The sequence below is a fragment of the Actinophytocola sp. genome (assembly GCF_036378875.1).
Lineage (GTDB): Bacteria > Actinomycetota > Actinomycetes > Mycobacteriales > Pseudonocardiaceae > Actinophytocola.
The window spans coordinates 1-22,884 of record NZ_DASUVO010000117.1 but is presented as its reverse complement, the minus strand read 5'-3'; the positions used below and the strand labels follow the sequence as shown (position 1 = coordinate 22,884).

Genomic DNA, 22,884 nt, shown 5'->3' with positions numbered 1-22,884 from the left:
AAGGCGTGATCGAGACGCGACTTGACCTTGACCGGATCCACGCCGCCCGCCGCGTGATCGACCCCGTGTTCCTGAACACCCCGCTGTACCGGTGCGACGCGCTGGGGCGCCAGCTCGGCTGCGACGTGAGCATCAAGCTGGAGACGGCGAACCCGGTCCGCAGCTTCAAGGCCCGCGGTACCGAGCTTGTCGCGAGCCTGCTGGCCGAGCAGGGCCGGACTGGTGTGGTGTGCGCGAGCGCCGGCAACCTCGGTCAGGCGCTCGGTTGGTCAGGCGGCCGCCGCGGCCTCGACGTGACGGTCGTGGCATCGCGGCGGGCACCTGTCGCCAAGCTCGATCGGATCCGCGCGCTGGGCGCGGAGCTGGAACTGGTGGACGGTGACTTCGAGATGGCCCGCGAGCGGGCCGTGAGCCTCGCGCGACAGCGTGACGTGAGGCTGCTCGAGGACAGCCTGGACCTCGAGACCTGCGAGGGCGCCGCGACGATCGGCCTCGAGTTGGCGGGATCCCCGTTCGACGCCGTGCTGATCGCCCTCGGAGGCGGCGCGATGGCCACCGGCGTGGGCTACGTCATGAAGACCCTGGCACCCGGGGTCGAGGTGATCTGCGTGCAGCCCTCGGGTGCCCCGGCAATGACCCGCTCCTGGCACGAGCGGCGCGTCGTCACCACCGAGTCGACCGACACCATCGCCGACGGCGTCGCGGGCCGGTTCCCCATCCCCGCTGTCCTGGACGACCTCCTCGCGGTGGCCGACGACGCCGTCCTCGTCCGCGAGTCGTCGATCATCGCGGGCATGCGGATGCTCCTGGAGCACACGGGTCTTGTCGTCGAGCCGTCCGCCGCCCTCGGTGTCGCCGCCGTACTGGAGGACCGTGACCGTTTCGCCGGCCGCCACGTCGTCTCCGTCATCTGCGGCGGCAACGTCGATCTGGACGCCTATCACCGCTGGGTCAGGTAGCCGGCTTGTCATCGCGGCGCCGGACGCGCCGGGGCAGCCCGCCCCCTGCCAGCAGGACCAGGAGCGGTACGCCGAGGTAGACCGCCGCCACCGCCTCGGGCCGGGCGTACCGCAGGTGGACGTACAGGCCGGTCGCGGGTAGCACTATCTCGAACATCACCACGGGCATGATGGGCAACGCGAGTATCAGAGCGGCACGCCTGCCGGAACGCGACTGCGTCCCGCAGGCCAGTACGGCGCCGAGGATCGGCAGCGTCAACCGCAGGAACTCACCGACGTTCTCGCGGTAGCCGTACAGTCCACAGAGGACCGCCCCGACGACCGCCCCGGCGAGCACGACGATCCCGCGCCCGCTGACCAGTTCCCAGCCCCGGGCGGGACCCGGCGACCACGTCAGCGCGACGGCGGTCAGCGCGCCCAGCAGCAGCCATCCCGCCTCCCACGCGAGCCACACGTGCTGTACGGGGCGAAGATCGCGAGGCCGACGAGGCCGGCCGTGCCCAGCCATGCCCCGACCGCGGCGGTCCGTCGCATCCGCCGCACGCTCAGCACGGCCACGGCCAGCCAGACCAACCACACCGACGCGTCGGGGAACTGCGTCCACCATGGGATGGTGGACAGTCCGCCAACGAAGCCCTCGACCTTGATCCACCAGGCCAGCTCGTGCAGCCCGGTGGTGGCGCCGGCCAGGATCGCCACGGGGCCCAGCAGGCTCACGATCGCGAACACGTCTCGGTGGACGATGCCGCCGTCCGTCGCGAACACCCGACGCAGGTGCAACAGCAGCGCGGCCCACGGCAGGTCGACCGTCTCCCGCGCGCTCGGCCAGGACCGCTCGCCGGCGTCGGTCATCAGCACCCCGAGCATCTCCTCCTCGTGCTGCTCGCGATGGTCACGGGGACCGAGAGCCAACAGCCGCCGGTACCGTCGCTCCAGCGTGCTCATATCGTCCCTCCCTGCGGTCGCGCGCGCAGCCGTTGCTCCGCGGCGCGGGTGTGTGCCCGCAGTCTCCGCACCTCGGCCTCCAGTCTGGCTGCCCCCAGATCGGTCAGCCGGTAGTAGCGACGGAGCCTGCCGTCCACGACTTCCTCCCGGTCGACGGCCACCCATCCGTCCGCGCCCATCCGGTCCAGCGCGGTGTACAGGGTGCCGGCGCGCAGTCGGACGCGGCCGTCGGAGATCTCCTCGACGTCGCGCAGGATCCCGTAGCCGTGCTGGGGACGAGCCGCCAACGCCGTGAGGATCAGGAAGGTCGGTTCCCGCAGCGCGCCGTCGATCATGCCATCTGTATATACCGATGATCTGACTATAAGCAAGTCGGCCCCGGCGACCGTGGTTGCGATCTCTCGACCCGGGTACACGCAGGAGAAGGAGGTAGAAATCATGATTCTGCGCCGAGTCGCCCGGCCGCTGCTCGCGGCCGCGTTCGTGTCCGGCGGCATCACGACGCTGCGAAACCCCACACCACCGGCCAAGGCCGCCGAGCCCGTACTGGACAACACGGTCGGGCGGGTGCGTGACTCCCTGCCCGAGCAGGCACCGACCGACCCGGAGACGCTGGTCAAGCTGGACGCCGTGGTCAAGATCGGCGCCGGCCTCGCGCTCGGCTTCGGCAAGGTGCCAAGGCTGGCCGCGTTGCTGCTGGCGGGGAGCCTGGTGCCGACCACGGCCGTCCACCGGTTCTGGGACACGGAGGACCCGGGCCAACGGACCGAACAGCAGATCCACTTCCTGAAGAACCTCGGTCTGCTCGGCGGCCTCCTGATCGCCGCCGCCGACACGCACGGCAAGCCGTCGCTCGCCTGGCGCGGCAAGCGTGCGGCACGCGAAGCCCGTGACCGGGTGCCGGTGTGAATAGGATGAGGTGACGTCCACTGAGGCCAGGGGGAGCGAACATGTCGATCGAGCACACGGTGGTTTTCCGTCTCGCCCACCCGGCCGGGTCGCCTGCCGAGTCGGATTTCCTGACCGCCGCGCGCTCGGCGCTCACCGAGATCCCCGGCGTGGACGACTTCACCGTTCGACGGCAGGTCAGCCCGAAGAGCGATCTCGCGTGGCAGTTCTCCATGCGGTTCGCCGACCAGGCCACGTACGACGCCTACAACGCCCACCCTCTGCACGTGGAGTTCGTGGCCACCCGGTGGCAGACGGAGGTCGTCGCGTTCCAGGAGTACGACTTCTCCACGGTGGACCCGGCGACCGTGCGCTGACCCGTCAGATCTCGGCCGGCGTTGGCAGGATCGACGGCACCTCGGGCGGTGGCGCGCCGTAGGGTCTGTCCCGCGCCGGGAACCACAGGACGAACGTGCTGCCCTGCTCCGCTTGGGAGAACAGGGTGATCCGCCCGTCGTGGGACTCGACGATCTGACGCACGATCGCCAGGCCGAGCCCGGTGTGTCGGTCGTCGAGGGCGGGGGATTGGGCGCGGCGCCAGAACCGGTCGAAGATCCTGGGCTGGTCCTCGTCTGGGATGCCGGGACCGTCGTCGGCGATCGTGAGCCAGAGCCAGCCGTCGTGGCGGCCGGTGGCGACGGTGATGGTCGAGTCGGTGAGACGCACGGCGTTGGACAACAGGTTGCCGACGGCGCGGCGCAGTGCGTCGTGGTCGCCGATGAGCACGAGGTCGGGGGTGAGCGTGGTGGTCAGTCGCACGCCGCGTGAGGCCGCCAGCACCGTGAACTCCTCGCTGGCCTCGTTGGCGATCGTGGACAGGTCGGTGTCGGTGTCGGCGAGGGCGTCGGCGGAGCGGCGAGCGGTGGCCAGGAGGTCCTCGACCAGGCGGGACATGCGGTTGGTGGCCCGGTCGATCACCTCGACCGCCCGTTCGCGTTCGGTGGGGGAGGCGTCCGGTGCGGTGAGTGCGGCGTCCAGGTGGGCGCGGATGATCGCGAGTGGTGAGCGCAGTTCGTGGGAGGCGTCGTCGATGAGTTGGCGTTGTGCCTGGAAGGCGTCGTCGAGGCGGTCGAGCATGGCGTCGATGGTGTCGGCCAGGTCGCGCAGCTCGCCCTTGGTGCCGTCGAGGTTGATGCGGCGGGACAGGTCGGTCGCCTGGATTTCCCTTGCGGTGTGGGCGATCTCGAGTGCGGGACGTAGTGCGCGACCGGACAGGACCCAGCCGATGCCCAGGCTTGCCAGGAACATCCCGCCGAGCACGGCCGCGGAGTAGGTGCGCAGGTTCTGCAGAGTTTGGAGGTTGGCGGCTGACTCGATGTCGTCGACCTCGGCGACCGTCATGGTGCCGAGGGGGATCTCGCTGCCGTCGGCCTTCAACTTCACCAGCTGTGCCTCGTACTGCTGGGTGATCGGCTTCGGGTCGGTGGCCGCGATGACCGCGAAGTAGATCACCGCGAGCGCGATCGCGGTGAGCGCGAACAGCAGGGTGGAGTAGAGCACGGTCAGCCGGAACCGTGTCGAGTGGACGAACTGGGGGATCACGTGAGCCGGTACCCCTTTCCGACGACTGTCTCGATGAGACGGTCACCGCCCAGCTTGCGGCGCAGCGTCCCGATCGTGACGCGGACGGTCTGGGTGAACGGGTCGGCGTTCTCGTCCCAGACGTGTTCGAGCAGCTCCTCGGCGCTGACCACGTGCCCCGGGCGGGTCATCAGGTACTCCAGCACGCCGAACTCCTTGGGCGACAACGAAAGCTGACGGTCGCCACGCCGCGCCTCGTGTCGGGCGAGGTCGAGCGTCAGCTCGCCGACGCTCAGCACCGAGCCGCCGCCACGGACCTCGCGGCGCAGCAGCGCACGCACCCGTGCGACCAGCTCGTCGAGCGCGAACGGCTTGACCACGTAGTCGTCGGCGCCGTCGTCGAGGCCGCGGACCCGGTCGGCCAGCGCGCCACGGGCGGTCAGCATGAGCACCCGCAGGTCCGTGCCGCCGACCGCGGGCATCTCGCCGGACCGGATCGAGCGACAGATGGTGAACCCGTCGCCGTCCGGCAGGGTCAGGTCGAGCAGCAGCAGGTCGTAGTCGTTGACGGTGAGCTTCTCGTACGCGGCGGCCGCGGTGTGCGCGACGTCCACGGCGTACCCGGCCCTGACGAGGCCGAGCTGGACGGCCTCCGCGAGTTCGGCCTCGTCCTCGACGAGCAAGAGCCTCACGCCGATGACCTCCCCGCGCGCGCCGACCAGCGGTCCACACATCCACTATGCCTGAGGCGCCATGAACAACCAGATCACCGAGCGCCCCGGCCCCGGCCGGGGTGGTGGGGGGAGCCACCCCGGCCGGCTGACCGGCATACCGGCCGACAGGCCCACCAACGCCGACGACCACGCCGGCGAGCAGCCCACCACCAGCAACCGAGGCCCCGACTCCGCGAGTCTCGCTTTCGGCCCCTGCGAGTTACGTTTTCGGGAACGCCCGCGTGTACACGAAAACGAAACTCAGGGGTGCTGAACGCGCGACTCGCCGGGGCCTAACGCGAGACTCGCGCGGTTTGGGGCTAGGGGAGTCTTGAGAACCACAGCAGTGAGGTGCTTGCGGTGGCCAGGCCCAGGAGCAGGCCGATGCCGATGAAGCGGTCGGAGATGTCCTGCTGTTCGGTGCGGTAGCCGACCGAGCTGCCGATGTCGGCGTACACCTCGCGCAGTTCGCCCGCCGTGGCCGCCTCGTGGTAGCTGCCGCCGGTACGGTCGGCGACCTCCCGCAACGTCTCGCCGTTCACGGGGGCCGGCTGGAGTGCGCCGCCCAGTTCTATGACGCCGTCCGGTGTGCCGACGGAGATCGTGTCGACCGGGATCTCCGCCGCGGCCGCCTCGTCTGCCGCGGCCGACGGTTGGATGCCGGCGGTGTTCGCGCCGTCGGACAGCACCACCGCCCGTGCCGGCGGCGGCTCCTCGGCCGCCTCGGCGTCGACCGTGCGTACCGCCGCCACGCACGTCGCGATCGCGTCGCCGATGGCGGTGCCCTGGCGGGCGACCGTCGTGCCGACCGCCAGCCGGTCGATGCCGGCGCGCAGCGCCTCGCGGTCGGTCACCGGCGCCACCACCATCTGCGCGTCACCGGCGAACGCGACCAGGCCCACGTTGAACTCGCCCGGCAGCAGGTCCACGAAGTCGTGCGCGGCGTCGCGGGCGGCGGCCAGCCGGTCCGGCGGCACGTCGTCGGCGCCCATCGACGGGGACACGTCCACCGCGATGATCACCGTTGCCCGCTCGCGGGGGACCTGCACGGCCGCCGCCGGCTGCGCGAAACCCATCACCAGCAACGCCAACATGAGCACGAACAGCGTGGCCGGCAGGTGCCGTCGCCAGCCGGGCCGGGTCGGCGCGACCTTCTCCAGCAACGGCAGGTTCGTGAACCGCACCGCGAACCGGCTGCGCCGCAACTGCATCACCACGTACACCACGACCAGAGCCGCCACCCCGACAAGCAGCCACAGGCGGCCGGCGGAAAGGAAGATCATCGCACCGCCAGTCGTCGCTGCCGGTACACGTGCCGGACGATGTCCGCCACCCAGTCCCTGTCAGTCCGCAGTGGCAGATGCGCCGCCCCGGCCCGCCGCACCGACGCCCGCACGGCCGCCTTCTGCTCGGCCGCGGCCGCCGCGTACCGCTCGCGAACCCGCCGCGACGCCGTGGCCACCTCGCGGCGGCGACCCGTCTCCGGATCGACCACGGTCAGCACGCCAACGTTCGGCAGTGTCAGCTCCCGAGGGTCCGCCACCTCCACCGCGATCACCTGGTGCCGCGCCACCACCCGGCGCAACGCGGACTCCCAGCCGTCGTCGAGGAAGTCCGACACGACCACCACCAGCCCGCGTCGCCGCAACGCCCGGTGCAGCGCGTCCAGCGCGTCCGCAAGGGACGGTGCAGGACCCGGCGCGCCGCGCGGTGCCGCCAGCAGTGTCCTCAGTAGACCGAGCAGGTGTGCCCGCCCGGTCCGCGCGGGAAACCGCCGCAGACCGGTGGGGCTCAGCACCATCGCGCCGAGCCGGTTGCCGTGGCCGGCGGTCAGGAACCCGACGGCCGCGACCGCCGACACGGCCAGCTCCCGCTTCTCCACGCGTGCGGTGCCGAAGTCCATGCTCGGTGTCGCGTCCACCAGCACCCACACCGTCAGCTCGCGATCGGCGATCGTCTCCCGCACATGCGGCAGACCCGTCCGGGCGGTCACCGCCCAGTCCATCCGGCGCACCTCGTCCTCGCCGGGCCGGTACTCGCGACTGCCCGCGATCTCCGTCCCCCCACCCGGCAGGAACCCCGCGTACTGGCCACGCAGTAAGCCGTCCAGTCGGCGGGTCACCGTCAGCTCCAGCCGCCGCAACCGCTGCTCCTGCACCAGATCCGTCATGCCGCATCATCGGAATGATGTTCACTCCGCAGGCTCCGGTCGGAATGATGTTCGCTCCGCAAGCTCCGCTCAGGAGACTGCAGCGGCGCCACCACGGGCACCGGCACCGCGGACAGCACCCGCATCACGAGCGCCGCCGGCGACACCCCGTCGGCCAGCGCGTCGAACGACAGCACCAGCCGATGCGCCAACACGTCCACCGCCAGGTCCTGGATGTCCGCCGGCAGCACGTACTCACGGCCACGCAGCAACGCGAGCGCCCGCGCCGCCGCCACCAACCCGAGGGTCCCTCGCGGCGACGCGCCGAATTCCACCGCCGCCTCGACGTCCGCCAGCCCGAAACGAGCCGGCTCGCGGGTCGCGAGCACCAACGACACCACGTACTGCGCCAGCGCGTGGTGCACGTGCACGTCCCGCGCCTTTTCTTGCAGTTCAAGGAGAACCGGTGGAGACAGCACCGCGCGGACGTCCGGCTGCCGCACACCCACCCGGTACAGGATGGCGAGTTCCTCGTCGTCGCTCGGGTAGTCCACGACGACCTTCATGAGGAACCGGTCGCGCTGCGCCTCCGGCAGCGAGTACACGCCCTCCGACTCGATCGGGTTCTGCGTGGCCAGCACGAGGAACGGCGCCGGGACCGGATAGCTGCGCTCGCCGATCGACACCTGCCGCTCGGCCATCGCCTCCAGCAGCGCCGACTGCACCCGCGCCGGTGCGCGGTTGATCTCGTCGGCGACCACGACGTTCGCCATGACCGGACCGAGCTCGACGTCGAAGCTCTCCCGCGACGACCGGTAGATCCTGGTGCCGACGATGTCCGACGGCACCAGGTCCGGCGTGAACTGGATGCGGGAGAAACCACCGCCCGCCACCGTCGCCAGCGTGCGCGCGGCCAACGTCTTCGCCACCCCCGGCACACCCTCCAGCAGACAATGTCCGTCGGCGAGCAGCGCGACGACGAGCCGCTCCACCAACCGGTCCTGCCCGACGATCAACCGCTTGACCTCGAACAGCGTCTGCTCGAGCAGCTGCGCGGGTGCCGTCACAGCCCGGTCCCCTCACTGCCTTTCTCCGGGCAGTTCAGCTCCTGCGCCGGTTGCTCCTGCTCGGTCACGATCCGCAGGGTCGGCTCGCTCTCGTCGGCCGACGCGTAGGCGACACCACCGACAACCGCGAACGCCGTCCCCGCGAGCGCGATGCCTGCCATTGTCCTGATCCGCATCATGGATCCCTTCGTCGCGTTTACGGATCCATCGCAACAAGCCGAACCGAAAAAGAAGATAAGCAAAATGCGTGTTAAGCGCGCCCCGGCTGTCGCCGCTATCTTTGAATAGCAAAACGACAGGTTGTGAGGTGATGGGATCGTGCGCACGGCATGGAATCCTCTGCGGTCGCTGACCGGCGTCACCCGTCTGGTCACGTGGATTTTCGGCATTGGTGCCATGGTGGTCGTGATAGCCAACATCGCCGCGCTCGGCTGGCTTCCCGGCACCGGGGCGAATCCCACGTGCGTCGAGATCGGTGGCCAGGCAGGGCCGCTCGAACAAGGCGCGCGGGTGACCCCCAGCGGCACGAGCGTCTGCGTGGACAGTCCCAGCGCCACCCAACGGATCGCCGATATCGGCGACCAGGTCCCGCAGGCGCTTTTCGCGCTTGGCGCGTTGTTCTTGCTGCATCGCTTCCTGCGCACGGCGTCTCAGGAAGGTCCCTCCTCGGACTCCGTGCCAGGACGGCTGTCGACGCTCGGCTGGTTCGTGCTCGTCGGCGGCGCGGTCAGCGCGCTGCTGTTCGCGGTGTCGCGGCACGTCCTGCGTGCCAGCCTGATCTCCGGTGTGCCCTCGTCGGACTGGCTGGACGAGTGGCTGGCAGTATTTCCCTGGTGGTCCACGGCCGTCGGCGTCGCCGCAGTGACCTTCGCGTACATCCTGCGGGCGTCTCATGTTGCTTCCGGACCACGTGCTTGACAGACATGTGACTACCTGACCAAGGTGAGTTCGGGTCGGGCCGGATGGGTGGGGTGGGTGTGCGCGTCCAAGTGCTCGGGCCGGTGCGGGCGTGGCGGGATGGTCACGAGCTCGACCTGGGCCCGCCGGGGCGCCGGGCGGTGCTCGGGTTCCTCGTCCTGGCACGGGGTCACGTGCTGCCGAGGACCGAGCTGGTCGACGCGCTGTGGGGAGACCAGCCGCCGCCCAGCGCGACGAACATCATCCAGACACACGTCAAACACCTGAGGAGAGCGCTCGACCCGGACCGGCACGCGTACGCGCGCAGCCCGAGCCTGCCGACGGTCGGCGAGGGGTACGCACTGCGCGTGCCGCTGGACCAGATCGATCTCGAACAGTTCCACGACCTGGTGCGTGCCTCGGGGGAGGCGGTCAAGCGGGGTCGGCCGGAGCAGGTGGCGGCGGCGCTGGGTGAGGCGCTCGCGTTGTGGCAGGGTCCACCGCTGGCCGACCTGCCGGCGTTCGCCGACCACCCCGCGGTGCTCGCCCTGCTGGGGGCGCGACGGGACGCGGTGCTGGCGTACGCGAAGGCGATGATCGAGACCGGGCACGCGCCCGACGCGTTGCCGGCCGTTGCCGAGGCAGCGTCGCGCGAGCCACTCGACGAACCCCTCGCGGCCATGCTGATGCGCGTGTACGCGGCGGCCGGGCAGCGGGCCGAGGCGTTCGCCGTCTACGACCGGACCCGCCGTGCGCTCGTCACGGAGTTGGGCGTCGACCCGGGGCCCGAACTGGCGGAGGTGCACGGGACCCTCGTGCGGGAGAAACCGCGGATGGCCCCACCCGCACCGGTCCCGGCGCAGCTACCGGCGGACGTGGCCGGCTTCACGGGCCGAGTGGACGAACTGGCCGAGCTGGACCGGCTGCTGACCCAGTCCGACCAGGGTCCAGTGCCGATCTGCACGGTGTCCGGGACCGCGGGGGTCGGCAAGACGGCGTTGGTGCTCCACTGGGCGCACCGGGTCCGGGACAGGTTCCCGGACGGGCAGCTGTACCTCGACCTGCGTGGCTACGACCCGGACCAACCCGTGCGGCCGAGCGAGGCCCTCGCCCGGCTGCTCGAGGCGCTCGGTCTCGCGCCCGGCGACGTCCCGATCACCGACGACGCGCGGACCAGCCGGTACCGGACCGAGATCGCCGACCGGCGGGTCCTCGTCGTGCTGGACAACGCCTCCTCCGTCGACCAGGTACGGGACCTCCTGCCGGGCACCCCGTCCTGTTTCGTCGTGGTCACCAGCCGGGACAGCCTGGCCGGGTTGGTCGCGCGACACGGCGCGCACCGCCTCGAACTGGCCCCGCTCTCGCCAGAGGACGCGAGAACGTTGCTGCACAAGCTGATCGGTGCGCGCGCCTGGGACGACCCGGCCGCCCTCGGCGACCTGGTCGAGCAGTGCGCCCGGCTACCGCTCGCGCTGCGCGTGGCCGCCGAGCTCGCCGTCACCCGGTCGGCGGCGCCGCTGGCACGGCTCGCCGGTGAGCTGCGGGACCGGCAACGACGACTGCGACTCCTCGACGCGGGCGGCGACTCCCGGGCGGCGGTGCGGACGGTGCTGTCCTGGTCCTACCGTCATCTGCGGGAGGACGCCGCACTGGTGTTCCGCGCGCTCGGCTGGCACCCCGGCCAGGACCTCGATCTCCACGCGGCGGCCGCACTCGCCGGCCACGCCACCGAGGAGACGAGCCGGCTGCTCGACGTGCTCGCCAGGGCACACCTCGTCGTGGTCGACTCCCAAGGCCGTTACGGGATGCACGACCTGCTGCGTGCCTATTCGGTCGAGCTGTCCGCCGAACTGGACGCCGAGACGGACCGCACCGCGGGGTTGACCAGGCTGCTGGACTACTACCTGGCGGCGACCGAGGCCGCCATGGACCTGTTGTACCCCACGGACGCGCCACGCCGGGACGGTAGGACGAACGCGCCGCTGCCCGCGGTCGTGACGGCGGAACCGAGGGCCTGGCTGGACGCGGAACGCCGCAACCTGGTGGCGGCGTGTGCCCACGCGGCGACGCGCGGACTCGCCAGCCACGCCATCGGCCTGGCCAACGCCCTGTTCCGGTACCTCGAAGGAGGGCACCACGCCGACGCGCTGACCGTGCACACCTACGGTCTGCGCGCGGCCACCGAGTCCGGCGACCGGGCCGGCGAGGCGTACGCCCTCACCAACCTCGGGGCCGTCTACCGGTTGCTCGGCCAGTACGACCCGGCCATCGACCGGCTGTCCCAGGCGCTCACGCTGCACCGGCTGACCGGCGACCGGCACGGCGAGGCACGCACGCTGTCCAACCTCGGCATCGTCGCCGACCGGTTGGGCCAGCACGAGACCGCCGCTCAGTACCTGGGCGACGCGCTCGCCCTGTACCGCAGGCTGGGTAACCGGCACGGTATCGCCGCGGTCCTCACCAACCTCGGTTGCCTGGAGCTCCGGCCCGATCACCACCAGCAGGCCGCCGCCCACCTTGACGAGGCGGCCACGCTGTTCCGCGAGCTCGGTGACCGCGTCGGCGAGGCCAGCGCACTCGCCAACCTCGGCGACGCCGACATGTACCTGGGCCGGTACCAGGACGCCGACCGGCACCTCACCGAGGCACTCGCCCTGTTCCGGGACATGAAGCACCGCTACGGGCAGGCCGTCGCGCTCGCCAACCTCGGCCCGGTCCAGACCCGCCTCGGCCGGCACGATCTGGCCGTCGAGCAGCTCACCGAGGCGCTCGCCCTGTTCCGCGAGAGCGGACACCGCTACGGCGAGGCGAGTGTGCTCAACGGGCTCGGCGAGGCCGTGCACGCCGCCGGGCGGCCGGGTGCGCTCACCCACCACAGAGCCGCACTGCGCATCGCGACCGAGACCGGCGACCACGACGAGGCGGAACGCGCCAGGACCGTCATCGCCGCTCTCACGTCCTCCCACGACTCGGCTGGACAGCGGTAAATCCCCGTCCAACCGACATCCAGATTCCTTCCAAACACGGACCGTAAAGTCAGGTCCGTGGATCGGCTGCACAGCGCCTCCATCATCCAGGGGGTGGTGGAGGCGCTGTGTCCGGTAACGCTCCTCTTGGGGCCGCGATTGTCAGGGCGTAGCGTCACCGCGAAGTAGAGAACTGGCAACGATCCGCCGGCGTTTGGTGAGACGTACACCGGCAGAGCCGAACGGTTGCCGAGGAGTGCGAGCATGTCCACGCATAGTGCGAACCAACGCTATACACAACAACTTCACACCGTGGTCGACCGAGGAAAATGGTTCGCGGTACGCGCGAGAGACCTGTGGTTGAGGCTTCTCGTGAGTGTCGGGTTCAAGCAGTCGGAAGCCAGGATCTCCGCCGACTCGCAGCGGTACTGGGCCCGCCCGGACGCGAAGAGATGGGCGGCGAACTCGCACTGGCGCGCCGCTCCGGGGTTTGCCGACGGCGACCTGTGGTCCCAGATCGGTCGCGAGCACCTTGAGCTGTTCGACCGTGGCGCGCGGATGGTCGGCTTCAACCGTCCGTGGGGCAGGGTCGTCGAATGGGGCTGCGGCGGCGGCGCGAACGCCGTGCACTTCGCGCCACGGGCGCGGGAGTTCGTCGGGGTCGACATCTCGACCGAAACACTCGGCGAGTGTGCACGGCAGGTCGCGTCCGTGTGCGACACGCCGTTCCGGTCCGTGCCGATCGACGTCGTCGAGCCGGAGAAGGCGATTCCACTGGTCGGCGGGCAGTGCGACGTATTTCTTTGTTTCTACGTGTTCGAACTGATTCCCACGCCGGAGTACGGGGAACGAATCCTGCGCATCGCCCGCGACCTCCTCGCCCCCGGCGGCCTCGCGCTCATCCAGGTCAAGTACGACGACGGCCGCTGGTCGACCAAACCCCGTCGCCGGTCCTACGCCACCGCGGTCGCCGCGATGACGACCTATCCAATTTCCTCCTTCTGGCAGCTGGCGCAGAGCTGTGGCTTCACCCCGCAGATGATCCATCTGGTGCCGAGAAACCAGCTCGACGAGCGGTACGCCTACTTCCTCCTCAGCAAGGAGGAAGGGGTGGGTCGAAGCTCCCGAACTGCTTGAGGGCTTCCCTGGCCTCCGACCGGCTGAGGTTCCACGCTGTCCAGCCGTCGTCGTCGAGCCGCAGGGCCACCTCGTACAGCACGCACGAACGCTGCGGTTCCGGTAGTCGCTCGGCGGCGGGCACGACGTCGGCGGAGAACCCGCTGAGGTACTCGATGTCCAGCGGCATACCCTGTTCCGCCCGGTCGATGTTGCGGTCCGCGATGAACCGTTCGGGGTCGAGCGCCACCAGCGCCAGCAGGGCAGCGACCGCGGCGCCCACCGCCGCGCGGGGCAGCCAGGCCGTGCGCAGCCGCCCCAGTGAGATCATGACCAGCACGAACACCACGCCCAGCCAGATCTCGCATGCCTCGACCAGCAGTCGCAGCACGCTGAACCCGTAGGCCTGCTGGTATGTCCACATGCGATCGAGCGCGGACGCGACGAGCACCAGGCTGAGCGCGCTGAGGGCACCAAGCAACGCGCGCTGCCATATCCGGTCCGCCGTGGTGTTCCTCGGTGCCCAGCGCAGTGCCGCTCCCACGAGGGCGAGGGTCAGCACCGTGGCCACGCACAGCTGCCAGAACCCGCCACGGGCGTAGTCGGCGGCGGTGAGCCCGTCGGTCCGCCGCATGTACTCGTCGCCGCCGAACAGCACGACCAGCCGCACGGCGACGAACACCGCGAACAACGCCGTCAGGACGCCCAGCGGCAACGTCCACTCCATCCGGTGCGCCAGCCGTCGTCGCGTCGCGTTCTCGTCCTCGGGCGGCGGCGGGGACGAGAGCAGGTAGCAGGCACCGACGACGCCGAAACCGGCCACGCCGAACGCGAAGACCCACCCGGTGACGGTGCCCGCGTCCGAGTCGGGGGTCATCGACTCCACCAGGTGTGCGAACGTCGCGTCCGCGCCGCTCAACAGCGGGACGAACACGGCGAGCAGCACCGCCGAAGCCAGTACGGACAGCCCGATCCGCCGCCGCCTGTCGGGGTCGCCGCCCTCGGCCCGCTGTCTGATCGCACGCCCGAGCCACGGCGGGGAACGCAGCGCCTCGACAGGCACGGCGAACACCTCGTAGAGCACCGATCTCGCCGTCCGTCGGCCGACGACCGCCAGCGAGCCCGTCACACACGCGGCGAGCACGCAGAACACGAACAGCCACTCCGACGCGCGGACGAACCCGGCGGCCAGCAACGCGAGCGTGGCGGCCGCCCAGACCGGGCTCATGCGGGTGAAGTGCCGGGGCGCGTCGGCGGGGCGGGACCGTCGATCGGTGTGGACGACGGCCGCCACGACGGCGAACCCGGTCAGTACCCAGCCGACCCCGGGTCGTTCCAGCGGCAGCAGCACGGCGGCGGCGAGCCCGGCGGCGGCCGCGGCGGGCAGCAGCGACGGTGGCACCGGCACCATGGCCGACTTCGGTGGCGCTTTGGGTCGGATCAGCATGGAGGTGTCGGCGAGGCCAGGTGTGGCGTCTTCAGGCATGAGGTCTCCAGGAAGTGTTGGCGTACAAGGCTTTCGGGCATGGCTCAGCTGCCCGGTGGGACACTGGGCCGCGGAATGTGCTGGGAGGTCAGCGAATGGGCAGGACCACGCGGATGCGGCCGCCTTGGGGTTCGCCTGGCGCGAGCTGTTCGGGCGCGACGACGCTGATGCTCCCGCCGTGCAGGTCGACGACCCACCGGGCGATGGCCAGGCCGAGCCCGGTGCCGCCACCCCCGGCCCGCTCGCCTCGCGTGAAGCGTTCGAAGACCCGGTCGCGCTCCCCGGCCGGGATCCCGGGCCCCTCGTCGCGGACCTCGATCACGACGTCGTCCTTGCGGGCCTCGGCCCAGACGTGCACCTTGCCGCCCGCCGGGCCGTGCCGGGCCGCGTTGTCGAGCAGGTTGAGCACGACCTGGTGGAGCCGGCCGCGATCGGCAACCACGCTCGGCGCCGGTGGTTGGACGTCCACGAGGAACCGGACGCCTCTGCCGACGGCGGCGGCCATCACCTCGGCCTCGGCGGCGACCTCGTCGAGCAGCAGTTCGAGGTCGAACTCCTCCCGGTCCAGCGGGAACGCGCCCGCGTCGATCCGGGAGAGGTCGAGCAGGTCGGTGACCAGCAGGCCGAGCCGTTCGGTCTGGGCGAGCGCGGTCCGCAACGTCTCCGGGTCCGGCTCGGCGACCCCGTCGACGAGGTTCTCCAGCACACCGTTCAACGCGGTGATAGGCGTGCGCAGCTCGTGTGACACGTTCGCGATCAGCTCACGGCGCTGCTGGTCGGCGATGTCGAGGTCGGCGGCCATCTGGTTGAACGCGTGCGCGAGCTCGCCGACCTCGTCGCGGGTCGTGGCGCGGATGCGGCGGGTGTAGTCGCCCCTGGCCATCGCCCGTGCGGCGGTCGTCATCTCGCGCAGCGGTCTGGTCATCCCGTGCGCCAGGATCTGCGAGGTGATCAGGGCCAGCACGATCGCGGTGATCGTGGTGCGTGGGGGCAGCCAGCCGATCGTGAAGTTGAAGAACGCGAACGCGACCCCACCCGAGCAGACCATCAGGATGGCGAGCTTCAGCTTGATCGACCGGATCGGGTCGAGCGGCCTCGGCAGCAGGTCGGCCAGCTTGCCCGTGAACGCGCGGACCTTCACGGGCCGACCTCCAGTGCGTAGCCGATGCCGTGGACGGTGCGGATGAGGTCCGCGCCGAGCTTGCGCCGCAACGCCTTGATGTGGCTGTCCACCGCGCGGGTGCCCGAGGCGTTGGTGTGTGTGTCCCAGCCCCACACCTCGTTGAGCAGGCGTTCCCTTGGCTGCACAGCCCTCGGCCGCCGCGCGAAGTGCACGAGCAGGTCGAACTCGATGGGCGTGAGCTGGCTCGGGACGCCGCCGCGCGCCACCCGCCGCCGGTCGATGTCGATCTCCAGATCGCCGAGCACGATCCGCGCGTCCGCGGCGTCCGCCCGCGCAGAGCGCTCCACCCGCCGCAGCAGCGCGTGCACCCGCGCGGTCAGCACCCGCATCGAGAACGGCTTGGTCAGGTAGTCGTCCGCGCCGACCCCGAGGCCGACCAGCATGTCCGTCTCCTCGGCGCGCGCGGTGAGCATGAGGACCGGGACGGGACGGCGTGTCTGGATCCGGCGGCACACCTCGAGCCCGTCGAACCCGGGCAGCATCACGTCCAGCACCACCAGATCGGGGTCGTGCTCGGCGTCCGCGGCCACCGCGGCGGGACCGTCGTGCGCGACCTCGATGACAAACCCCTCAGCACGCAGCCGCGCGGTGATCGACTCGGCGATCGTGACGTCATCCTCCACGACGAGCACGAGCCGTCTTCCTGGCTCCATGGCACCGACTCTAGGGATCGACCGTGGAGAGCGTCGGTGCAAGATGTGAAGATCCTGTGGAGACGCGGTCAGGCCGGCACGGCCACCGCCGAGCCGCCGCGCCGAGGGAGGCCGCGTCGCCCCCAGAGTTGACCGGCCGCGCCGGTGACGCGGTCGAGGTAGATGGCGAGGATGACCACGGCGAGGCCGCCTTCGAAGCCGGTGCCGATGTCGAGTTGGGTCACGCCACGGACGACGACACCGCCGAGTCCCTCCGCGCCCACCATGCCAGCGACGACGACCATCGAGAGCGCGAGCATGATCACCTGGTTGACCCCCGCCATGATCGACGGCATGGCCAGCGGTATCTGCACCTCGCGGAGCACCTGTCCCGGCCGGGAACCGAACGCGTGCGCGGCCTCGACGATCTCACGGTCGACCTGCCGGATGCCCAGCTCGGTCAGGCGGACCGCTGGCGGGATCGCGAAGACGGCGGTGGCCACCACGCCCGGGATGACGCCGATGCCGAAGAAGAACACGGCGGGGATGAGATAGACGAAGACCGGCAGGGTCTGCATCAGGTCGAGCATGGGACGCAACGCGACGCTGGCCCTGCCGTGACGGGCGGCGAGGATGCCGATCGGCACCCCGACGGCAAGGGCGATGACCGCGGCCACGATGACGACCGCGAGCGTCTGGACGGTCTGTGTCCACAGCCGCATGCCGTCGACGAGCAGGAACCCGAGCACGGTGAACACGACGATGCCGACCCGCCGGGCGGCCAGGCCGGCGACCAGCGCGAGGATCCCGATGAGGACGAACGCCATCGGCGCGGCGAGCAGCCGGTACACGGTGTTGACACAGAACAGCAGGATCGCCGAGATCCCGTCGAACAGCGGACCCGCGTGGTGGATCAGCCATTGGATGGCGGTGTCGATCGCGCTTCCGACGGGGATCCTAGGCATGGTCGGCCGCCTGGGGTCGGGTGGCCGGTGGGCTGGCCTGGGGTGCCGCGCCGATGAGTGGTCCGGTGTCGTTGGTGTGTCGGGCGGGGATCCTAGGCATGGTCGGCCACCTCGGGGCGGTTGGCGATGGCGGCCAGCAGGGTGGCCCGGGGAACCACGCCGAGCAGCCGGCCCTGGTCGTCGACGACGGTGAGCGGCACGACGAAGCGGCCCGCGCGGTGGCAGAACTCGGCCAGCGGGGTGTCAGGGGAGACCGTCCCGTAGTCGTCGACCAGGCTTGTGCGCAGGTCTGGCCGGCGTTCGGTGGCGGCCTTGGCGAGCAGTTCGTCCGTGGCGACGCCAAGGATGTGGTTTTCCTCGTCGACGACGTAGGCGCCGTTCGCCTCGACGTTTCCCAACCGGGCCAGCACGTCGCGCGGATCCTCGTCGATCCCGGCGGTGAGCAGCGGTGGCTGCATGACGGCCTGCGCGTCGAGCACCCTCGTTCGGTCGACGTCGGCGACGAAGTCGCGGACGTAGTCGTTGGCCGGGCTGGAGAGGATCTCCGGACCGGTGCCCAGCTGGACCATCTCGCCGTCCTTCATGATCATGATGCGGTCACCGACGTGCATCGCCTCGTTGAGGTCGTGGGTGACGAAGAGGATGGTCTTGTGGAACTCGTCCTGGAGTTGGAGCAGTAGGCTCTGCATCTGGCGGCGGATCAGCGGGTCGAGCGCGCTGAACGGCTCGTCCATGAGCAGTACGTCCGCGTCGGTGGCGAGTGCCCTGGCCAGGCCGACGCGCTGTTTCATCCCACCGCTCAGCTCGTCGGGACGGGCGTCGCCCCGATGCCCGAGGCCAACCTGCTCGAGCGCGGTGTCGGCCCGCTCCAGCCGCTCGCGCGCGGCGACGCCACGCACCTTCAGTCCATAGGCGACGTTCTCGCGGACAGTCCGATGTGGAAACAACGCGAAGTGCTGGAACACCATGGCGATCCGCTGGTTGCGTAGCCGGCGAAGGTCGGCGCGGTCGGCTCGGGCGATGTCGACGCCGTCGACGTGGATCGAACCCTCGGTCGGCTCCAGCAGCCGGTTGATCATCCGGATGAGGGTGGACTTCCCCGAACCCGACAGGCCCATCACGACGAACAGCTCGCCTCGGGTCACCCGGAACGACACGTTGTTCACGGCGAGCACGCCCCCGAAGACCTTGGTGAGACCGCGCACCTCGATGATCGTTTCCTGATCTCGCATGCGGTGCTCCTACCCGAGTTTGGACTTGACCACGGCGGCGGCGGCCTCGCCGTCGACGCTCTTGACGCCGTCCAGCCATGTCGCGACGACGTCCTGGTTCGTGCGGAGCCAGTCCTTGGCGATCTCCTCCGCCGGCATCTTCTGTTGGCCGTACTGGTCGATCCAGGTCGAGGCGGTGTCCGTGTCGACCTTGATCTGGGAGAGGAAACGCGTCACGTTCGGGTCATCGTCGGCGAGGGCTTTTCTGGTGAGTACACGGATCTCTCCCGCCCCCGGCCAGATGTGCTGCGGGTCCTCGAGGTAGACGAGCTTCCACTTGACGTTCATCCAGTGCGGGCTCCAGGCCAGGAACACGACCGGCTGCCGCGTCGCGGTGAGCCGGTCGACCTCGGCGAGCATGGCCGGGGTGCTGGACTCGACGAGTTGCCACGTGCCCAGCCCGTACACGTCCTTCTGGATCGCGTCCAGGATGTACTGGTTGCCCGGCGTGCCCGGCTCGATGCCGAGGATCTTCTGACCGAAGTCGGCGCCGTGGGCGGAGAGGTCGGCCAGCGAGCGGATGTTGTAGCGCTGCGCCACGTAGTCCGGCACGGCCGGCGCGTACCGGGTTCCCGTCACCATGCTGCCGAGGACACGCACGTCCCCGCTGTCCAGGTACTTCTTGTAGGTCGACTCCTGGCTGGGCCACCAGTTCCCCAGGTACGCGTCGGCCTGGCCGGTGGCGAGTGCCTGCGCGCCGAGCGGCACCGACAGGTCCTTGATCTGTGTCTGGTAGCCCAACGCGCCGAGGATGTCCGAGACGATCTGGTTCTCGACGATCAGGTCCTCCCACGGCTGCTGCACCAGACGCACGACGTGGTCGCCGCCGTCGGCGGACGCGAAGCTCTCCGGCGGTGTCGAACTGCACGCACCGAGCAGTGCCGTCGCGGCGATCGCCGCGATGATCCGGTTCTTCAACGGATTTCCTTCCTCTGCACGAGGATTAGCGGGGGTTGTCGGGGAGGTCGACCCAGATCGGTGACGACCACGCCATCTCGCCGTCCGTCTGGAAGACCCGGACGTAGTACCAGGACGACTCGGTCGGCTCGTCCGTCCAGCGCAGCCGCTGCTCGCCGGACCCGAGCCCGGCCAACCCGCCCACACCGGGCTGGAGGCGAAAGCCTCCGTCCACATCGACCGGTACGTCGACGGCGTTGCCTCGCAGCTCTCCCAGCCGCGTGGTGAGCCCGCCGTGCGCCGTCTTGACTTCCACGACCGCGTCGTCCGGACCGACGAGCGTGACCTCCACGCCCCCGCGCTGCGCGCCGTAGGGTTCACCGAAGCTCTTCGTCGTGGCCGACCAGGCGATCGACCGCTCGTCGACGGCGCAGATCTCCGGGCTCCAGTACGGGGTTTGGAGTATCGCGCCACCGAGGACGTTGAGGCTGCCGCTCCAGTCGGCGGTCGCGTGCCCACGGCCCCATTCGAGTCGCAGGTGGACTTCGCCCCAGCCCGCCGGCAACCCGAGGTCCGGCGTGACCGTGTGCACGACGGCGCCGTTGCGGACGACGTCGATGCGGGCGATCTCGCCGTACCCGCGCACCCGCGCCGCCAGCTCGATCGGCCCGTCCGCCTCTGTCTCGCCGCCCATGAAGGTCTCGCCGACACGGACGTCGACGACGATGTCGCGCTGCGTGGCGGCGAACACGCGGCGGGCGTGCAGCGCCTCGAAGATCGAGGCGCGGTCCAGCCGCTCGGCGTACGCGCCGACGTAGCTCGCGCCGTGGCCGTGGTCGGAGGAGGCGATGAGCCCGAACCGGTGCCCCTTGCGCAGCCCGTCGAGCACGAACGTGCCGGACAGTGTGCCGTCGGAGTACTGCCGGAAGCAGCCGTCGTCCTCGTAGTTGCCCCTGCAGGCCTGGAACACCTCGACGACGCGCAGGTGGTCCGGATCGTGGTAGTCCCAGTCGTACGGCACCATGGCCGCCCCTGGGTGGTGCGGGATGGTGATGGCCGGGAAGTCGGGGTGCTCGCGCATCTTCTCCCAGAGCAGCGCCGGGTTGTCCGATCCGTCCGCATAGGACGAGAAGATCGGGGCCCCGCGCCGCACGTCCCCGAAGATGACGTTCTGGTGCCCGGTCATCCCCGTCCACTCGAAGCCGTAGAGAGGCACGAACCTGCCGTCCACCTTGAACAGGTCGGCGATCTTCTGGATCGACCACCACTGGTACTCACTCGAGTTCTCCGAATGGTCGGTGACCGCCCAGAAGTCGTACTCGCAGACATCCCAGGCATAGCGGTAGAAGTCCTCGAGCGACGGCTCGTCGCCCGAGGTGCACCGGCTGATGAGCGAATGCCGGTGCAGGTCACCCCAGTAGAGCTGGTAGGTGGTGTCGCCGACCGTGGTGTGGAAACGGTCCCGGTCCGCGGTGACCCACGACCGCGCCTCACGCCGTTCCGCGCTGTGCACGACGGCCAGCGCCTCGCTCGATCGCGGCACAGCGGGACCCGCGCTCGTCACGGACGCCCGGTGCACCGTGCCCGCGCTGTGCATGCCGTGCCAGATCACCTCACCGTGGTGCTCGAGCAGGAACGGGCACTCCCGCCCGCCGAAGCCCTCGGTCCAGGCGAGTCCGCGCTCGAGCCGGCCGTCGGTCTGCCACGCGACCAGCGCACCGCCGGGCAGCGGGGCTACCGCCGGTTCCTCCAGCGTGCCGTCGCTCGCGGAGAAGGTCGTCGGGGCCGTCCATCCGTCCGGCCCGAGGCTCTGGGCGGCGACCTCCCAGTAGTAGGTCATGAGTGGAAGCCGGCGGTGGACGCGGTAGGCGACCGTCAGCCCGCCCTGCGCGTCGGCGACCAGCCGCGGCAGCGCGCTCGGCACCACGTCCAGTCCCGGGGCGAGTTCGCCCTCGCCATCGCGCACACCATCGTCGTCGACACGGACCACGCGGAACGAGGCGGTGATCTCCGGGAGCAGCTCCGGCGGGACGAAGTCGCCGCTGTCCCGCATGCCCTCGAAGCCTGGCGCCTCGGCGAGCCGGTCGGCCGGACGCAGCCGTGTCGGGCCGGAACCACCGTGCCCGTGCACCGTGATGACGTCGAAGGCACACCAGATCGCCCCGTCCGTCGTGACGGCGAGGCTGGGATGCAGTGCGTAGTCCGAGCCGCCGGTGACCGCGCGTGCCGGCGCGAGGACACCGTCCGCGCCCGCGGTGCGGAGAACGACGCGGTAGGTGCCGTCGACGTACTCGGTCCAGGCGTACACCGTGCCGCCACCCGGCCTCGACGCGATCGCCGGATCCCAGACGTTCGCCTCGACACCCTCGCTCACCAGACGCGTCTCGCCCCAGGAGCCGTCCGCCCAGCGCCGCGCGAAGATGCCGAACCGGTTGTCCAGCCGGCCCTGCCAGCACACCTCGACGCTGCCGTCGACGTGCGCGACGGCTTCCTGGTTGAACGACGGATGCGCGGTGGTGCTCACCAGTTCTGGCGCCAGCCAGTCGCCGTTCTCGTGGAGGCGGCACCACACGGCCACACCGTCCTCGCCGGCCCGTGAGTAGCAGACCAACGGACGGCCGGCGGAGTCGAACAGCGCGGTCGGCCGGAAGCAGTCCGCCGGCGCCCCGGACAGCACGACCGGTTCACCGTCCGCGCCGGTCCCGTCCGCCAGCAGCGCGACGACCCGCTCACCGACGCCGCGTTCCCACTCGATCCAGACGTACAGCACCCGGCCGTCCGGTGTCGTGGCCACCGACGGGCGAGCGGCGGCACCCGTCGAGCGCACCGGACGACCGGCGACGCGGCGATGGCCGGCCAGGGGAGGAGCCGTCGTGAGCGCGTGGTCGGCCTGCCGGAGGAACTCGGGCAGGCGGCCATCGCCTTCGTCGACCCACATGTACCGCAGCGGGTCCGGGTCGAGCAGCGCCTCGACGCCGGCCACGTCCTGGCAGTCGTCGATCGCGGCCGCCATCCTCCGGTTGAACGCGAGGACGGCGTCGAGGTCGGCGCGCTGCTGCTCGGTGTACTCGCCGCTGTGGTGGTCGATTCCGCAACACCGGGCCATGGCGACGCTCCTCGCTAGACGTTGCGGGGAATACTCCGGGGAGGCGTCCGGCGGGTCAACGAG

The 22,884-nt window shown here is 70.5% G+C and carries 22 protein-coding genes; 6 read left to right on the top strand and 16 right to left on the bottom strand.

Annotated elements, in window-relative coordinates:
• The first annotated feature begins 5 nt into the window (after positions 1-5).
• A complete protein-coding gene (locus tag VF106_RS34345) occupies positions 6-959 on the top strand; it encodes a threonine ammonia-lyase (protein WP_330844095.1) in 954 nt (317 codons plus the stop codon).
• Here VF106_RS34345 and VF106_RS34340 read toward each other — a convergent pair.
• From VF106_RS34340 to VF106_RS34330, 3 genes are read right to left on the bottom strand one after another with little or no spacing between them, the layout of a single operon-like run.
• On the bottom strand, positions 952-1,413 hold the full coding sequence (locus tag VF106_RS34340; RefSeq protein WP_330844094.1) for a hypothetical protein: 462 nt from the start codon (positions 1,411-1,413) through the stop codon (positions 952-954). The genes VF106_RS34345 and VF106_RS34340 overlap by 8 nt on opposite strands.
• Positions 1,368-1,904: a hypothetical protein gene (locus VF106_RS34335; protein ID WP_330844093.1), complete on the bottom strand. Its 537-nt coding sequence runs from the start codon at positions 1,902-1,904 to the stop codon at positions 1,368-1,370. The genes VF106_RS34340 and VF106_RS34335 overlap by 46 nt, the downstream gene beginning before the upstream one ends.
• Entirely contained in the window at positions 1,901-2,239 is a 339-nt protein-coding gene (locus VF106_RS34330; protein WP_330844092.1) for a PadR family transcriptional regulator, read from the bottom strand. Before VF106_RS34330 ends, VF106_RS34335 begins: the two co-directional genes overlap by 4 nt.
• A 103-nt stretch (positions 2,240-2,342) precedes the next feature.
• On the opposite strand from VF106_RS34330, the gene VF106_RS34325 reads away from it, so the two are divergent.
• On the top strand, positions 2,343-2,813 hold the full coding sequence (locus tag VF106_RS34325) for a DoxX family membrane protein (protein WP_330844091.1): 471 nt from the start codon (positions 2,343-2,345) through the stop codon (positions 2,811-2,813).
• Positions 2,814-2,854: 41 nt separating this feature from the next.
• Positions 2,855-3,169 carry a Dabb family protein gene (locus VF106_RS34320; protein ID WP_330844090.1) on the top strand — a complete coding sequence of 105 codons (315 nt, stop codon included), beginning with the start codon at positions 2,855-2,857 and terminating at the stop codon, positions 3,167-3,169.
• Between the two features lie 4 nt (positions 3,170-3,173).
• On the opposite strand, the gene VF106_RS34315 is transcribed toward VF106_RS34320, so the two are convergent.
• The 6 genes from VF106_RS34315 to VF106_RS34290 form a co-directional block, all read right to left on the bottom strand.
• Entirely contained in the window at positions 3,174-4,394 is a 1,221-nt protein-coding gene (locus VF106_RS34315; RefSeq protein ID WP_330844089.1) for a sensor histidine kinase, read from the bottom strand.
• Entirely contained in the window at positions 4,391-5,065 is a 675-nt protein-coding gene (locus tag VF106_RS34310; protein ID WP_330844088.1) for a winged helix-turn-helix domain-containing protein, read from the bottom strand. The genes VF106_RS34315 and VF106_RS34310 overlap by 4 nt, the downstream gene beginning before the upstream one ends.
• Before the next feature lie 341 nt (positions 5,066-5,406).
• Positions 5,407-6,369 carry a VWA domain-containing protein gene (locus tag VF106_RS34305; RefSeq protein ID WP_330844086.1) on the bottom strand — a complete coding sequence of 321 codons (963 nt, stop codon included), beginning with the start codon at positions 6,367-6,369 and terminating at the stop codon, positions 5,407-5,409.
• On the bottom strand, positions 6,366-7,256 hold the full coding sequence (locus VF106_RS34300) for a DUF58 domain-containing protein (protein WP_330844085.1): 891 nt from the start codon (positions 7,254-7,256) through the stop codon (positions 6,366-6,368). Before VF106_RS34300 ends, VF106_RS34305 begins: the two co-directional genes overlap by 4 nt.
• Entirely contained in the window at positions 7,253-8,302 is a 1,050-nt protein-coding gene (locus tag VF106_RS34295) for an AAA family ATPase (protein WP_330844084.1), read from the bottom strand. The genes VF106_RS34300 and VF106_RS34295 overlap by 4 nt, the downstream gene beginning before the upstream one ends.
• Positions 8,299-8,478: a hypothetical protein gene (locus tag VF106_RS34290; RefSeq protein ID WP_330844083.1), complete on the bottom strand. Its 180-nt coding sequence runs from the start codon at positions 8,476-8,478 to the stop codon at positions 8,299-8,301. Before VF106_RS34290 ends, VF106_RS34295 begins: the two co-directional genes overlap by 4 nt.
• 142 nt (positions 8,479-8,620) lie before the next feature.
• On the opposite strand from VF106_RS34290, the gene VF106_RS34285 reads away from it, so the two are divergent.
• From VF106_RS34285 to VF106_RS34275, 3 genes are all read left to right on the top strand, one after another.
• Positions 8,621-9,220, top strand: a complete 600-nt coding sequence (locus VF106_RS34285) for a hypothetical protein (RefSeq protein WP_330844082.1) — start codon at positions 8,621-8,623, stop codon at positions 9,218-9,220.
• A 59-nt stretch (positions 9,221-9,279) separates the two neighbouring features.
• The gene (locus VF106_RS34280) at positions 9,280-12,186 is read left to right on the top strand and encodes an AfsR/SARP family transcriptional regulator (RefSeq protein ID WP_330844081.1); all 2,907 of its coding nucleotides are present in this window, start codon (positions 9,280-9,282) and stop codon (positions 12,184-12,186) included.
• Positions 12,187-12,537: 351 nt separating this feature from the next.
• Positions 12,538-13,302 carry a class I SAM-dependent methyltransferase gene (locus tag VF106_RS34275; RefSeq protein ID WP_330844080.1) on the top strand — a complete coding sequence of 255 codons (765 nt, stop codon included), beginning with the start codon at positions 12,538-12,540 and terminating at the stop codon, positions 13,300-13,302.
• Here the strand turns inward: VF106_RS34275 and VF106_RS34270 are convergent.
• The 7 genes from VF106_RS34270 to VF106_RS34240 form a co-directional block, all read right to left on the bottom strand.
• Positions 13,259-14,767: a DUF4153 domain-containing protein gene (locus tag VF106_RS34270; protein WP_330844079.1), complete on the bottom strand. Its 1,509-nt coding sequence runs from the start codon at positions 14,765-14,767 to the stop codon at positions 13,259-13,261. The genes VF106_RS34275 and VF106_RS34270 overlap by 44 nt on opposite strands.
• An 88-nt stretch (positions 14,768-14,855) precedes the next feature.
• Positions 14,856-15,908, bottom strand: a complete 1,053-nt coding sequence (locus VF106_RS34265) for an ATP-binding protein (protein WP_330844078.1) — start codon at positions 15,906-15,908, stop codon at positions 14,856-14,858.
• A complete protein-coding gene (locus VF106_RS34260) occupies positions 15,905-16,603 on the bottom strand; it encodes a response regulator transcription factor (protein WP_330844077.1) in 699 nt (232 codons plus the stop codon). Before VF106_RS34260 ends, VF106_RS34265 begins: the two co-directional genes overlap by 4 nt.
• Before the next feature lie 68 nt (positions 16,604-16,671).
• The gene (locus VF106_RS34255) at positions 16,672-17,547 is read right to left on the bottom strand and encodes an ABC transporter permease (RefSeq protein ID WP_330844076.1); all 876 of its coding nucleotides are present in this window, start codon (positions 17,545-17,547) and stop codon (positions 16,672-16,674) included.
• Between the two features lie 92 nt (positions 17,548-17,639).
• Positions 17,640-18,779 (bottom strand): quaternary amine ABC transporter ATP-binding protein, encoded by a 1,140-nt coding sequence (locus VF106_RS34250; RefSeq protein ID WP_330844075.1) that lies wholly within the window; start codon positions 18,777-18,779, stop codon positions 17,640-17,642.
• A 9-nt stretch (positions 18,780-18,788) separates the two neighbouring features.
• The gene (locus VF106_RS34245) at positions 18,789-19,736 is read right to left on the bottom strand and encodes an ABC transporter substrate-binding protein (RefSeq protein WP_330844074.1); all 948 of its coding nucleotides are present in this window, start codon (positions 19,734-19,736) and stop codon (positions 18,789-18,791) included.
• A 25-nt stretch (positions 19,737-19,761) separates the two neighbouring features.
• Positions 19,762-22,821, bottom strand: a complete 3,060-nt coding sequence (locus VF106_RS34240; protein ID WP_330844073.1) for a DUF3604 domain-containing protein — start codon at positions 22,819-22,821, stop codon at positions 19,762-19,764.
• Positions 22,822-22,884 lie beyond the last annotated feature (63 nt).